This is a genomic window from Atopobium sp. (assembly GCF_034113385.1).
Lineage (GTDB): Bacteria > Actinomycetota > Coriobacteriia > Coriobacteriales > Atopobiaceae > Atopobium.
The window spans coordinates 52,253-67,018 of the sequence record NZ_JAXEXL010000014.1 but is presented as its reverse complement, the minus strand read 5'-3'; the positions used below and the strand labels follow the sequence as shown (position 1 = coordinate 67,018).

The window sequence follows — 14,766 nt, the reverse complement described above, 5'->3', positions numbered from 1 at the left end:
CATTTTTTAATTTTGCGGTATGGTAATGCGGTTTATGTAACCAACTATGAGGATTTGTATGGTCATTCCAGATTTACAACTGTATTATCGCCCCACCTGCCCGTTTTGCGTTAAGGTTCTACGTTTTATGGAGCGCCATAACATTACGATTGGCCTGCACGATATAAGCAAGAACCCCGATGACCTTGCGTTTCTTGTAAGCGAGGGCGGAAAGCAACAAGTTCCTTGCCTGTTTGTAGATGGGGTAGCGCTGTACGAGTCTGATGACATTATTGAGTATCTAGACCGTGCGTTTGCATAAAAGCTGTGTTTGGAAAGCGGCCTTCGGGTCGCTTTTTTTATGGCAATTGGTATAGTCTGACTAGCAATGAAAGGTGTACAACGTGAGCAATCAGCCAATTGACCGTTCAGAACAGTTAGTTTCTCAAGAACTTGCGGCATGTGAAGTGCACAAGACAAACGGAGCAAATGGGATAAACAACCAGCTCTTACAGGCAGTTCAAAAAGCCCTTGTTTCTGGTGAAGCCGTGCATGAAGCGCTGGATATGTTGCAAGCAAATGCAGCATTACTCGATGCAGTAAGCTGCGTTGACCTGCTTGAACGTGCGGCTTGCTTGGGAAATCTAGTGGTGTTGCAACGGGTGTGGAGCATGTTGGCACCGTTTGCTTATTCTTCTTGGGCGCTTGCGTTGGCGCTGCGCTGCGGGCATGAGAGTTGTGCGCGCTGGTTGCTTATGCAAGGTGTGGACCTGTTGGGAGATCCTCGTCCACAGGTGCGGCGTGATATTGCCATGTCTGTGCATGACGGCGTATACACACGTTTTGATTTAGTGCGTTCCAGTCCCACCTTGTTTTTAAATCTTATGGACCAGACCATTTCGACTGAGATTTTTGAAGACTTTACCGGTACTGAAGAGTTGCTTGGTGCTGCATATGTGTTTCCTACCAATCTGCAAACTACCTGCGATGTAGTGTATAGCCTTGCCTCTGATGGCCTTTTTGAGACAACCGTTTTTGATGATGTGTTTCGTGCGTGCGTGGTACGTGCGTGGCACAGCATTAGGCATGCATCAGAGCGTGATGATGCTACGGCAGATACGTGCTTTGCCTTAGCCACAAAGTTGCTTGAGCTACACCATAACCGTCATATGGGGTCGTCTGTTATAGAGCAGGTAATGGGCTCATTAGTCGTTCCACGTGCGGATTTGCGCGTCGTACGTTTTGTATGTCAGCAGATGCCGTCTGTCTTTTTAGGACGCCTAGCTGCACTTACCTGGTTGCAGGCAGACATAGAGTTAGTAACAGAGATGGTTTTGTACGTACGCCCCAGCACATGTATTGCACACAATGCAGTGCTTCTGTGTGTGCTTGCAAAACATGGCAAGATTGCTCAGCTTAAGCAGGTGGGTACCTGGCCGCATGCTTTTGACGAGAAAAGCTTTGATGATGCTATTTTGGCTGCTTCACAAGCGGGGTATGCCGAAGCAGCTACTTGGCTTCTTGGTCGCAAGCAGGAGCTTTTCTCGCCAGATGCACCAGATGATTTTCTTGCTGATTTCTTGCTCTAGCGCAACTGTCCTAGCACTGCAGTAGTATGGCAAAAAGGTATATGAGGCAGGTTGTTGTGTGAGCTACGATTCATAAAGGAGGTGGACGTGGACGTGCAAAAACAGAGCCTTGCGATGCGTATTATGCAGCTTACGCAAGGGACACTTGTGGCAAATAATCACTTTTTGGCGGGCTCTATTGGCTTGTTGCAGCTTGAGGTATGTGAGCAAGCGCAGAGTTTTTCTACTAATGGGACAACGCTTTTTGTAGATGCCAATCATTTGATTTCTACGTATCTGAATAAGCAACAGCCTCCCGTGCATGATTATGTTCACGTTCTTGCTCACTGTTTGTTCTTGCATCCCTTTGTGGGGACGCATGTGCATGGCGCTGCATGGAGTCTGGCATGTGACATTATTGCAGAGATGATTGTGGCAGATATTGTAGGTCTTCGTGCAGGTGAGCGTGGCAATAAAATCGAGGCCATTTTAGAGTCTTTGTATGATGATTTTGCAGGTAAACTGACTGCAGAACGCCTGTATCACAGTTTTAGTACTGGTGGATATGCCAATATGCTGCCCATTTGGCAGCCACTGTTTTTTGTGGATGATCATGCATTGTGGTTTGCCTCCAAGCCTCAGACAACACCCCAACAACCTGGTGGAGCAAGTAAATCTGAAGGGGCAAGCGGATCTGAAGGGTTAGGCAAAGCAGAAGGCGCAAGCACGGCAGAAGGTGCAAACGGCGCACAAGAAGCCTATGACAAGCAAGACGCTGCTGCCCATGGCGCCAGCCAGCCAGATTCAGATGGTACCGTACCGCAAGATCAAATGCCTGAGCAGGCTGAATCTCCGTCATCTGAGTTTGGCAGCCAGCCACAACCCAGCAGTCATGCTGCTGCAAAAGAAGCAAACATATCGCTTACGCCAGAACAGATGAAGCGCGCGGAAGAGCGTTGGTCTAAGGCTGCGCGGTCCATGCGTGTGGATCTAGAGACGCTCTCGCGTGAGCGTGGCTCCAAGCTACGGGGACTTATGCATCAACTTATGGTAAGCCAGCATGAAGAAGTGGATTATCGTGAGTTTTTACGTCAGTTTGCAACCTATCAAGAGGATATGCGCTTATCGGACGATGAGTTTGATTACATCTTTTATACGTATGGATTGTCTTTGTATGAGGATATGCCGCTCATAGAACCGCTGGAATACAGCAATAAAAATCGTATCCGTGACTTTGTCATTGTGATTGATACTTCCAGCTCGGTTACGGGCAAAATTGTGCAGCAGTTTGTAGACACCACCTACGACGTGCTTTGCAGCACAGAGTCATTTTTTGAGAAGATTAATGTTCATATCATCCAGTGTGATTTGCAAGTACGTAGTGATACCAAGATTACCAGTGTAGGGGAAATGAATCAGTGGCGGCAAAAAATTGAACTACGTGGGTTGAGCGGCACTGACTTTAGGCCAGCGTTTCGCTACATTCAGGAACTACGCCAAAAAGGCGAGTTTGATGATTTAGCGGGGGTTATTTACTTTACCGATGGCTGGGGTATCTATCCAGAAGCTATGCCACCATTCAAGACAGCCTTTGTCTTTTATGATGAAGATCATCGCCCTGATTTGGTGCCTGCATGGGCCATTCAACTTACTATTAATGCTGGTCAGTTTGAATCTCTGTCCGTTTATTAAGCTCATCTAAGGAGCCGTACATGAACATCAGTGAAGCAACATCGCAGGTAGAGGGTGCAATTAAAGCTTACTTATCCAAAGATGAGCTTGGTGCTTACCGCATTCCCTTTATGATGCAGCGCCCCCTTATCCTTATGGGACCTCCCGGTATTGGCAAAACTGCCGTTGTTGCCCAAATTGCTCAGCGTATGCACATCAATTTTGTGAGCTATTCCATTACGCACCATACACGCCAATCTGCTTTGGGCTTGCCTTACATTGATAGCTCCGAGTTTCATGGTCAGCAATATCGCGTTTCTCGCTATACCATGAGTGAAATTATTGCAGCAGTTCATGACGCTATAAAGAAAACCGGTGTACCTGAGGGTGTGCTCTTTTTAGACGAGATTAACTGTGCGAGTGAGACTCTTATGCCTGCTATGCTGCAATTTTTGCAGCATAAAACCTTTGGCCAACATCAACTGCCGGCAGGCTGGGTAATTGTATGTGCTGGAAACCCACCTGAGTACAATCGTGCGGCACGGGAGTTTGATCCTGCGATGATGGATCGCATGAAGCGTATAGATATAGAAGCAAACCTGGATGTTTGGCAAAACTATGCAGTTGCTTATGGCGTTCACCCTGCTATTACTACTTTCTTATCCAATAAACCTGAGGCTTTTTACAAGGTTCGTGCTGCGGCAACGGGCGCACGTATTGTTACGGCACGTGGCTGGGAAGATCTTTCACGCATGATTTACGCATATGATGCGGAAGGCATTGCCGTAGATCTGAACCTTATTTCTCAGTACATTCAGGATGCGCGCATTGCCGAGGATTTTTCTTTATACCTAGATTTGTTCCATAAGTATGAAGATGACTATAAAGTATCTGATATCTTAGACGGCTCAGTGGATGCTGCTATACGTTCTCGTGCAAGTGCGGCTCCCTTTGATGAGCGCATTGCCGTAGTTAATTTGCTTATTACGGTTATACTGCATGAAGTTCATGCGCAACAAAGGTACGAGAAGTCCTGTCGAGCAATCAAGCATCAGCTTCTGGCGTTAGCGTCTGCAACTGATGGCTCTGAGGCGGCAGATGTGCTCGCTCAGATTGACAAATGTGTTGCGCAGGCTACCACTCAGTTGGTTGAGGTGCAAAATGCGGGCAAGGCGTCTTCCGAGCAGCTCGCTGAATTAACCAGCACTGTTTCTATTTGGGAGCAAATTCGTACACAGGCACACCGTGCAGCAATGGAATCCTCTGCGCAAAACACTTCAGGACAAGATGCGGGCTCCATGGTTTTCTCGGCAACTAAGGAGGCATTCAACAACGCTTGCCGCACAATGGTAGATGATGTTCGTGCTATTACGACGCATGTGGATAATGGTTTAGCATTTTTAGAGAGCGCTTTTGGCAGCGGGCAAGAGATGCTTGTGATGGTAAGTCGTCTTTCTTGTGACCAGACGTTCATGTCATTTGTTTCTGCACATCCTCTGGCATCGTTTGTGCAGCAAAGTAAAAACCTCATGTTTTATGAACGTGGTCTTGACCTGCTAGAAGAAGCTCAGACTCTTGTTAAAGACCAAGAGATTACCTTATAGGTGTATGTTACTTTGTGTAAAAACCTTTGTAGAAAGGACAAGATAATGGCTTGTACAACTATTTTGGTAGGCAAGAAGGCCTCACTCGATGGCTCTACCATCATTGCGCGCAACGAGGACTCAGGTTCTACTGAGTTTAATCCCAAAAAGTTTAAGGTGGTTCAACCTGCTGATCAGCCTCGTACGTACACAAGTGTATTGAGTCATGTATCCATACCCTTGCCAAAGAATCCTATGCGCTACACCTCGGTACCAGAAGCCGTAGATGGCCACGGTATTTGGGCTGCTGCTGGTGTTAATGAGAAGAACATTGGCATGACAGCAACAGAGACCATCACCTCTAATGAGCGTGTTTTAGGCGCCGACCCCTTGGTTGAATATCGTCCTGCTCAGGGCAAGCCTGGCGATAAGGACTATCAGCCTGAAGTTGTGGGCGGTATTGGTGAGGAAGACATGGTTACCCTGGTGCTCCCTTATATCACTTCTGCTCGCGATGGTGTTAAGCGTTTGGGTGCGCTTCTTGAGCAGTATGGCACCTATGAAATGAACGGCATTGCATTTTCTGATACGGAGGAGATTTGGTGGCTTGAAACCATTGGTGGCCATCACTGGATTGCACGACGTGTCCCTGATGAGATGTATGTAACCATGCCTAACCAGCTGGGCATTGATGCATTTGATTTGGATGATGCAGAGGGCGAGCAGCGCATTTGTATGGCAAGTGCAGATTTGCGTGAGTTTATTAAGAAGTATCGCCTTGACAAGCTGGATGGCACAAACGAGTTGAGCTTAGGCTGGATTGATGTAGACCCAGAAGCTGGTCATACCATTTTTAATCCGCGCCTTGCGTTTGGTAGCAAGTCTGATGCAGACCATGTATACAACACGCCACGTTCTTGGAATATGCATCGCGTGCTTAATCCTCATATGGAATGGGATCAAAAAGGTGCTGGCTGGCTGCCCGAGGATGATGACATCCCCTGGTGTCTTGAGCCCGAGAACCCCATCAGCATCGAAGATGTAAAGTATGTCCTTTCCCTGCACTATCAGGGAACTCCCTACGATCCCTATGGTCACTATGGGGATGCTTCTTTGCGTGGTAAGTATCGTCCTATTGGCATTAACCGCAACGGCGAGCTCCTTGTTATTCAGCTGCGACCTTACATGCCCCAGGCAATTCAGGCTGTTGAGTGGCTTGCCTACGGCTCCAACGTATTTAACGTTATGGTGCCTCTGTACGCCAACACTAACGAGAACCCCGAGTATCTTTCTAACACAACGGCTCGTGTAACGAGTGAGAGCTTCTATTGGGCCAATCGTTTGATAGCTGCTTTGGCAGATGCTCACTATCGTGAGTGCTCTTCACATATTGAGCGTTACCAAGAAGCCTTTGGTGCTGCTGCGCGTGCCCTGCTTAATCGCTGTGATGATGCCATTATCGAGAAGAACCTCTCGTATGAAGAGGCTGCTTCTGAGCTGGCTCTTACCAATCAAAAATTGGTGGAGGAACTCAAGGTGCAAACGGACGATGTGCTCGATAAGGTCTTGTTTGATGCAAGCCTTGGCATGCACAACGGTTTTTCTCGCTCTGATGCGTAAGGGTAGCTTGGACGTACCAAAGACAGCGTAGATAAGGAATAGCGTGCAGTATCCTCACCGGCTTGCTCCCTCTCAAACAATTGGCGTAGTAGCTCCTTCCTTTGGAGCTACTATTGAGCCGTATATTTCTGCGACGGCCTCTGCATACAAGGAGTTTATGAGGCGTGGCTATGCGGTGCATGAATGGAGTTGTGTTCGTGCCAATGATGGCATAGGTATTTCTTCTACGCCGCAGCGCTGTGCGCAAGAACTTATGGATGCCTATGGTGGCTCTGAAGATGACGTTCTTATTTCTGCAGGCGGCGGCGAGCTCATGAATGAGGTTATGTCTCATCTTGATTTTAAGAGGCTTGCCGCAGCTCAGCCCAAGTGGTTTATGGGATATTCCGACAATACCAATTTTGGGTTTTTACTTACAACAATGTGTGATGTTGCTTTTTTGTATGCTCCCTGTGTCTCGAGCTTTGGTATGCAGCCATGGCATCCAGCGCTCAAAGATGCTTGGCAGCTGTTAACAACTGCTCAAGCAGGTCAAACCTTATCGGTGCATTCATATGACAGCTGGGAGTTGTGCTCACGTAAGGACGAGCAGCATCCGCTTGTGCCGTACAACACAACAGAGCCGTCAGATATAGCTGGCTTTGTGAGTGGTGCGCCTGCGCGTACGCTGCGCGCTCAAGGTCGTTTGCTTGGTGGCTGCCTTGATGTTCTTATCAATCTGTGTGGAACGCGCTTTGATCATGTGGCTCAGTTTAATGAACGGTATGCTTCTGATGGCGTTATTTGGTTTTTAGAGGCTTGTGATTTAGGTCCCATACAAGTGCGCAGAGCGCTTTGGCAACTGGCAGAGGCTGGTTGGTTTTCTCAGGCTCAAGCATTTGTTTTTGGTCGTCCTTTTCGCAAGCATGATCAAGCATTTGGTCTTACGCAAGAGCAGGCGGTTTTATCGGCATGTGCAGAAATAAACAACACGGTTCCCGTTATTCTTAATGCAGATATTGGGCATCTTCCTCCTATGATGCCTTTGGTTTGTGGCAGTTTGGGCACAGTGGAGTTTAAAGAGGATGCGTTGTGCGTCTCAATGACGATGGTATAGGCAGGTTGCGAGGTTTGAGGTATGAGTAAGGTTCTTGTAGCAATGAGCGGCGGGGTAGATTCTTCGGTTGCTGCTCAGTTATTGCTTGAACAAGGACATGAGTGCATAGGCGCCACCATGATGCTTGCGCGTAATAGCACCTGCTGTCGTTTGGAAGATGCTATCGATGCAAAGTCGGTTTGCATTAAGCTGGGCATTCCTCATCTGACGTTTGATCTTACGCGTGAATTTGATCAAGAGGTCATCAAACGTTTTGTAGAGGGCTATGCTGCAGGTGCTACGCCCAATCCCTGCATTCAGTGCAATCGATGGCTCAAGTTTGGTCTGTTATGGAAGCGTGCTCAGGCTTTAGGCTGTGAGTATATTGCAACGGGTCATTACGCGCGCACGCAGCAAGATGAGAACGGCATTATGCAGCTATATGCAGCTGCAGATGTTCTTAAAGATCAAAGCTATGTGCTCTATCCAGCAGTGCCAGAAGTGCTTGAACACTTGCTTCTTCCTTTGGGTGACATTGCCTCTAAAGATGAGGTTCGCGCTATTGCAGAGCGCTGTGGTTTTGATAACGCTCACAAGCATGATAGCCAAGACATCTGCTTTGTTCCTGACGGAGATTATGCAGCCTTCCTTGAGCGCCAAGAGGGTTTTAATTCTTGTGCGGGTGATATTGTAGATATGGATGGCAACGTATTAGGTAGGCATAAAGGCATTGCTCATTACACGATTGGTCAACGTAAGGGCCTACATATTTCTCTTGGTAAGCGCATGTATGTGGTAGATATTGACCCCGTATCAAATACGGTAGTGATGGGGGATACAGAGGCGTTGCTTAGCCAGGATTTTGATGCCGTTCAGGCACTCTGGCCTTCGGGTGTTTCGGAAGATGTTATTCATGCGGATGCTGTGGTGTCCTATCATGGGTATCGCCATCCAGCAACCATTACCAAGACGGGGCAGGAAAGTTTTCACGTACACACAGATGAGCCAATCCGCGCCATTGCGCCTGGTCAGTCTGTTGTTATTTACGATGGCAATCGCGTGGTATGCGGCGGCATCATTATAAAGGGGAATCATGTACGCACTTAAAACTGAGGCTGCTTTTGATTCAGCGCATTTTTTAACAGACTACTACGGTAAGTGTGAGAATCTGCATGGTCATCGCTGGCGTGTAGTTGTGTACCTTGCACAAGAGCACTTACAGCAAATGGGCACCATGAAGGATATGGTTGTGGACTTTGGTGTTTTTAAAAAAGAGGTTCGTGCGCTGGCAGAAAGCCTTGACCACACCTTCTTAATTGAAGAAGGCTCACTTAAGCAACAGACGCTTGACTGTCTTGTAGACGAGGGCTTCTCGCTTACCATCTTGCCTTTCCGCACTACGGCAGAAAACCTAGCTTATTACTTTGCTCAGCAGCTTAAGCAAAAAGGCTTGCCCGTCTCGCAAGTGGACATGTATGAAACGCCTTTAAATTGTGCAAGCTATGTCTGTGCATAACGATATCTTTATTAAACTGTAGTAAGGTAGTGCTAGTACGTATGCAAAGGAGGCACCAATGACGCAAAAAGCACTGCAAGGCGTAAACCTTGATGGCTGGCTCATGCTTGAGTCATGGGTAACCCCCGAGCTCTTTGCAAAAACCTCAACGCTTGATCCCATTGCCTTGGCAAACAAGCTGGGTAGTGAAGCATATGCTGAGCTTATGCATACGCATGTAGAAAGCTTTATTACAGAGTTTGATTTTAAACAAATGGCCGCCCGTGGCTATAATGCCGTGCGCTTACCGGTGCCTTGGTATGTGTTTGGCGAAGACGGGCCATTGCCTGGTTTTCATACGGCTTCAATCGAGTATGTGGATAAGGCCTTTGAATGGGCAGAGGCATCAGATATTAAAATCCTTATCACTATTGTGCTGGCTCCCGGTGCCGAGAAAACCGGTAACGCGCTTCGTATGAAGACAGACTTTACTCCTGCTCGTCGTAAGGCATTGCTTGAAATTGTGGGCATGCTTGCTGCGCGCTATGTTGGTCGTAGCTCCTTTTTGGGCATTGAGCCTTTAGATGAGGTGGTGACCATGCGCCGCCGTGGCTTAAACGTGGAGCCAGGTATGCCTTTATCGCATCTTCGTAATCTTTATCGTGATGCGTATGCAGAAATTCGTAGATGTGCTGGTAATGGGCCCGTTATTGTTTTTTCTGATGCCGGACGTCATAGCAACTGGAAGCATTTTATGGCATCCAGTCGTTACGAGAATGTTTGGCTAGATACCCATCTGTATCGTCCAACCTCCATGCCTCTCTCGGCAGGTGGAACAAATGCCCAGCAGCTTTTGAGCGCTAGCAGGGAGGCACTTGCGCAAGCACGTACGAGCGGCTTGCCCGTTATGGTAGGTGAGTGGTCCGCCGCTCTTTCTATGCCAGGTAAAACAACTACTATTGAGGGGCGCATTGCGCGTGAGCGCCTCTTTGTTGCCCAGCAAATGAGCTTGTTATCTGTTTGTCCTGCATGGTTTTTCCAAACATGGAAGACATCCAATAGATTGCCCGGTTGGGATGCGCGCATTGCACTATCCAACTTTGAGCGTGACATGCTTCGTTAGGGTTGCGGCATGACAGGTCAATCCATGCTTCAAGCAGAGCACAACAAGCAGCAGCCTCATCACTCTGACAGAGGTATCTTATCTATTGTAGGGACGCCCATTGGCAATTTGTCGGACGCCTCGCCGCGTGTCATTCAGACGCTTAAAGATGCCGATGTAGTACTGTGTGAAGATACGCGTGTTACCGCCAAGCTTATGAGCCGCTTTGATATTCATGTGCCGCTGGAACGGTGCGATGATAACGTCATGGTTTCTCGTACGCAGTCGGTTCTTGAGCGTTTGTATGCAGGTCAACGCATCGCTTTTGTTTCTGATGCCGGCATGCCTGGTGTCTCTGATCCGGGTCAGTATTTGGTAGATGCTGCCCTGGATGCTCAGCTTAAAGTTGAAGTAATTCCAGGTCCCTCTGCTGTTATTTGTGCTTTGGTAGCCTCGGGCTTTGCCATGGACCACTTCTTTTTTGAAGGGTTTCTCGCTCGGAAAGCACGTGAACAATCCAGGCGTCTTACCGCATTGTCATCTATTCCGGGTGCTTTGGTGCTGTATGAATCTCCGCATCGTGTGGCAGCTACCCTTGCGGTTATTGCAGAGGTGTTTCCCCAGCGTCAGGTAGCTTTAGTACGCGAGCTTACTAAGGTGCACGAAGAGGTGGTTCGTGCTCCAGCGCCTGAGCTTGCTCAATGTATTGCTCGGCGAGAAAATCTGCGTGGGGAGTGCGTTATTGTGATTGCACAACCCTCGGCACAAGAGCTTTCTCAGCTGCAAGCAGAGTCTGCAGGAGCCTCAGATGCTCCTGTCACGCTCCAAGAGGCACTTGCACAAGGTGTGGAAGCAGGCCAGACAAAATCCGCGCTTGCAAAGAGCCTTTCCAAACAATTTGGTGTTCCACGTTCTGAAGCGTATGACCTCATCGTGCAGTACAATCAGAACTTGCAATAATTACCTTGCGTCTATCCATGCCAAATCCGTCATTAGGAGACTTACGTTATGGCAGATAAAAAGCCTTTTTACATCACTACGCCCATCTACTATGTAAATGCTGCGCCTCATCTAGGGACTGCATACTGCACGCTTCTTGCAGATGTGCAAGCGCGCTATCGTCGTGCAATGGGGTATGACGTTAAGTTTTTGACGGGTATGGACGAGCATGGTCAAAAGGTTGCAGAAGCGGCGGCTAACCATGGCCTGTCGCCTCAGGAATGGTGTGACAGCCAAGTTCCCCTGTTTCAGGGTTTATGGGAACAGTTAGAGGTTTCCAATGATGACTTTATCCGTACTACGGATAGCCGTCAGTTCAAAGCAGTTCAGCATCTTTGGAATAAGATGCAGGAGTCGGGCTATCTGTATAAAGGTAGCTATGATGGTTGGTATTGTGTTCCTGATGAGACCTATTTTACCGAGAATCAAGTCCGTAAATCTGATGAAGAACACAACACCATAGGCCAGCATCTTTGTCCAGATTGTGGTCGTCCCTTGGAGCGAGTGCAGGAGGAGTCCTACTTCTTTAAGCTCTCTGCATTTCAAAAGCCTTTACTTGCGTTGTTTGAGGAGCATCCTGATTTTATACAGCCCGCATTTCGCATGAACGAGGTTCGTAGTTTTGTAGAGGGTGGTCTGCAGGACCTTTCCGTTTCTCGCACGAGTTTTGACTGGGGTATTCCTGTTCCCTTTGATACCAAACATGTTACCTACGTCTGGTTTGACGCGCTGCTTAACTACATGACTGCGGTTGGTTATGGCACAAAGGACGATGAAGCTCATGCTCAGTTGGCACGCTTTTGGCCTGCTCAATACCATCTGGTAGGCAAGGATATTATTCGTTTTCATTGCGTCATTTGGCCTGCTATGCTCATGGCAATTGGTGTCTCTTTGCCAGAGCATGTATTTGCCCACGGTTTTCTTACCGTGCGCAACCCTCAGACTGGTGCGGCAGAAAAGATGTCCAAGAGCCGTGGCAATGCCATTGCTCCTTCCGATGTGATTGACCTGTTGGGTATTGAGGGGTATCGCTACTACTTCATGACTGATGTTTCTCATGGTGAAGACTGTGCCATTAGCTTTGAGCGTATGGAGCAGGTATATAACGCTGACTTGGCAAATAGCTGGGGTAATTTGGTGTCTCGCACCCTTAACATGAGCGCAAAATATTTTGGTGGCGCTACTCCCAATCTTGATGGATGGCTGGACCATACAGGTACGTTGCGCACAACAGCAACTGGTTTGGTGGATCAGTACTGCGCTTGTATGGAACAGCTGGATTACGTTGGGGCAAAGGACGTTGTCATGAAGCTTATTCATGCAGCTAATCACTTTATTGAAGATAGTGCTCCCTGGAATGTTGCTAAGGATGCAGCGCGTGCAGAGGAACTGCGCAACATCATTGCTGATCTTTTGGAAGCTATTCGTATAAGCGCCCTGCTGTTTACGCCGTTTATGCCTACTACCTCGGCAGAGGTTCTGCGTCGCATGAGTCTTGAAGACCAGATTGCGTGTGACAATCTTTCTCAAGCATGTGTGTGGGGTGGTATTGCAGCTCATGTTGCAGTAACCAAGGGTGATGCGCTCTTCCCTCGGCTTGCTGCCAAAAAGGAGTAGCTTGTGTATTCGCCTCTTGCAACACCAAGTGCAACACGTGCTGTTTTGGAAGAGTTTGGCCTTGCCACAAAGAAGCGCCTTGGTCAGAACTTTCTTGTAAATGACCACGTCATTGGCCACATTTGTGAACTGGCGGAGCTGGATGCAAGCTCAAGCATTGTACTTGAGGTTGGCCCTGGCATTGGTACGCTTACCGCAGCGCTGCTTCCTCGTGCTCAAGCTGTGTGTTCCATAGAGGCAGATCCAGAGCTTCCGCAGGTATATGCGTCCACACTTGCACAGCATCAAGAGAGGTTTGCCTTGGTACAAGGTGATGCTCTTAAGGTAGAGCAACCCATGCTTGCAGAAGCCTTGGCACCCATACTGGGCAACCAGGCAAATGCTTTATCCATCATGCCCAATATATTTGTGGCAAACTTGCCGTATCAAGTTGCTGCAACGGTGCTGCTTAAGTTTTTCCAGCAGATTCCTACTCTTGCTCGTGCTGTGGTTATGGTGCAAGCGGAAGTAGCAGATCGCATAGCTGCTGTTCCTGGCACCAAAGCCTATGGTGCCTATACAGCAAAACTGTCATTGTATGGCGCAGTTACAGGTAGATTTGAGGTTGGCCCTAGTAACTTCTTTCCACCACCTCATGTTACTTCTGCGGTTGTGCGTATAGACCGCACGCCAGCACTCCACCCAGAAACGCAAGCACCGCTTACGCAAAAAGAACTTGAACAAGTAGCTCAGGTTATTGATGGTGCCTTTGCACAACGCCGTAAGACTTTGCGCAATTCATTGAGCTCATCGGGTTTCTTAAAGGATGACATTGATGCGGCTTGTGCAGCTTGTGGCATTAATCCTGCAGCTCGTGCGGAAACGCTTTCTACCACTGACTTTATTGCTTTTGCTTTTGCGCTGGCACAGTATCAGCACAGCGCGTAAAGGAGCTTTATGACAACGCAGATTCAAGAACGCTGGGCTTCTCAAAAAGAGGTCTTGCATACTGCTATTCGTACGCAGGGTGTTGCAGCTGCTTTAGGCATTCAAGAGGGAACGCTATTCTTTGACAAGAAGCAGCATCCTGCTCCTGCTGCTTGTCCTTTGGCTCCTGTGGCAGATACGCATGGACATATAACAAGCTATCGAGAAACCACTGCTGCTGCAGCACTTGCACGTGCCGCTTTGGCAGGAGTACGCCTGTTGGTTGTTCCGCTAGACCACGTGGATGAAATCCCACGCAAGTTTGTTACGGTAGCGGATTGCAGCGCTTGGATTGATGCGCAGATAGAAGAGGCACATGAGCTTTTGGACCTATGTGCGCAAGAAGGCCTTGTTATCCCAGAGGTGAAAGGGTATGAAAACACGCCACCCTTGTTGGAGAGCATCTATATGGTTGCGGGTGCTCATCCGTACTCTGCGCAGGCATATATGGATGCACCAAAACAAGCACGCTCCAAACTTGAGGCGTTTCTCAGCAGTCCCCGCTGCGTGGGTGTGGGAGAGATTGGTATTGATTTTGGCCCTTACAACAAGCTTTCTGCCCAACTTCAAAAACAGGTTTTGCTTGATCAATTGTGTATCGCCCACGAGTACGAACGTTGTGTAGAGCTGCATGTACGTAATGCTCATGAGCCACATACGAGTGCTGCACATGAGCTTGTATTGGAAGCATTGGAAGAGGTGGGCGTACCCAAACAAGGTGTTGAGCTGCATTGCTATACGGATGGACCTGACGTGTTGCAGCCCTTTATTGCCAAGGGTGTGTATGCGGCGTTTGGTGGCGCATGTACCTTTAAGCGCTCGAATGATATTCGTGAGGCCCTTGCAATGATGCCCTTGCACCTCATACTATCCGAGACAGACTCTCCGTATATGGCACCTGTTCCTTTGCGTGGGCAGGAATGTGAGACGTCCATGATTATGCATACGGTGGATTGCATTGCTCAGGTTAAGCAGGATACGTGCAAGGCAACGCGTGAGCAAACATACCAGGCTTTGTGGGATAACGCTCATAGATTTTTTGCGGTGCCATAAAAGCTAGGGTATTTTAATAAGAATTACCATGAGCAATC

Annotated in this window: 13 protein-coding genes; all 13 read left to right on the top strand. The window is 48.3% G+C overall.

The features are described 5' to 3' along the window. Positions 1-58: 58 nt before the first annotated feature. The 13 genes from SPD80_RS04795 to SPD80_RS04735 all read left to right on the top strand — a co-directional run bounded on the left by SPD80_RS04795 (position 59) and on the right by SPD80_RS04735 (position 14,728). On the top strand, positions 59-301 hold the full coding sequence (locus tag SPD80_RS04795; protein WP_320605987.1) for a glutaredoxin family protein: 243 nt from the start codon (positions 59-61) through the stop codon (positions 299-301). Positions 302-383: 82 nt separating this feature from the next. Further along, a complete protein-coding gene (locus tag SPD80_RS04790; protein WP_320828726.1) occupies positions 384-1,568 on the top strand; it encodes a hypothetical protein in 1,185 nt (394 codons plus the stop codon). Between the two features lie 87 nt (positions 1,569-1,655). Continuing rightward, positions 1,656-3,239 (top strand): VWA-like domain-containing protein, encoded by a 1,584-nt coding sequence (locus SPD80_RS04785; RefSeq protein WP_320828724.1) that lies wholly within the window; start codon positions 1,656-1,658, stop codon positions 3,237-3,239. Between the two features lie 20 nt (positions 3,240-3,259). After that, positions 3,260-4,822, top strand: coding sequence for a MoxR family ATPase (locus SPD80_RS04780; RefSeq protein WP_320828723.1), 1,563 nt, complete (start codon positions 3,260-3,262; stop codon positions 4,820-4,822). Positions 4,823-4,867: 45 nt separating this feature from the next. Further along, positions 4,868-6,421 carry a C69 family dipeptidase gene (locus SPD80_RS04775; RefSeq protein ID WP_320828722.1) on the top strand — a complete coding sequence of 518 codons (1,554 nt, stop codon included), beginning with the start codon at positions 4,868-4,870 and terminating at the stop codon, positions 6,419-6,421. A 43-nt stretch (positions 6,422-6,464) separates the two neighbouring features. After that, entirely contained in the window at positions 6,465-7,517 is a 1,053-nt protein-coding gene (locus SPD80_RS04770; protein WP_320828721.1) for a S66 peptidase family protein, read from the top strand. A gap of 21 nt (positions 7,518-7,538) precedes the next feature. Next, a complete protein-coding gene (mnmA, locus tag SPD80_RS04765) occupies positions 7,539-8,603 on the top strand; it encodes a tRNA 2-thiouridine(34) synthase MnmA (protein WP_320828720.1) in 1,065 nt (354 codons plus the stop codon). Further along, positions 8,590-9,012 carry a 6-carboxytetrahydropterin synthase gene (locus tag SPD80_RS04760; RefSeq protein WP_320828719.1) on the top strand — a complete coding sequence of 141 codons (423 nt, stop codon included), beginning with the start codon at positions 8,590-8,592 and terminating at the stop codon, positions 9,010-9,012. The genes mnmA and SPD80_RS04760 overlap by 14 nt, the downstream gene beginning before the upstream one ends. Positions 9,013-9,070: 58 nt before the next feature. Further along, positions 9,071-10,114 carry a glycoside hydrolase family 5 protein gene (locus SPD80_RS04755; protein ID WP_320828718.1) on the top strand — a complete coding sequence of 348 codons (1,044 nt, stop codon included), beginning with the start codon at positions 9,071-9,073 and terminating at the stop codon, positions 10,112-10,114. Positions 10,115-10,123: 9 nt separating this feature from the next. After that, positions 10,124-11,053, top strand: a complete 930-nt coding sequence (gene rsmI / locus SPD80_RS04750) for a 16S rRNA (cytidine(1402)-2'-O)-methyltransferase (RefSeq protein WP_414429695.1) — start codon at positions 10,124-10,126, stop codon at positions 11,051-11,053. Between the two features lie 48 nt (positions 11,054-11,101). Then, positions 11,102-12,709, top strand: coding sequence for a methionine--tRNA ligase (metG, locus tag SPD80_RS04745; RefSeq protein WP_320828717.1), 1,608 nt, complete (start codon positions 11,102-11,104; stop codon positions 12,707-12,709). A gap of 3 nt (positions 12,710-12,712) precedes the next feature. Then, the gene (gene rsmA, locus SPD80_RS04740) at positions 12,713-13,636 is read left to right on the top strand and encodes a 16S rRNA (adenine(1518)-N(6)/adenine(1519)-N(6))-dimethyltransferase RsmA (RefSeq protein WP_320828716.1); all 924 of its coding nucleotides are present in this window, start codon (positions 12,713-12,715) and stop codon (positions 13,634-13,636) included. A 9-nt stretch (positions 13,637-13,645) separates the two neighbouring features. Continuing rightward, positions 13,646-14,728 (top strand): TatD family hydrolase, encoded by a 1,083-nt coding sequence (locus tag SPD80_RS04735; RefSeq protein WP_320828715.1) that lies wholly within the window; start codon positions 13,646-13,648, stop codon positions 14,726-14,728. Positions 14,729-14,766: the final 38 nt, after the last annotated feature.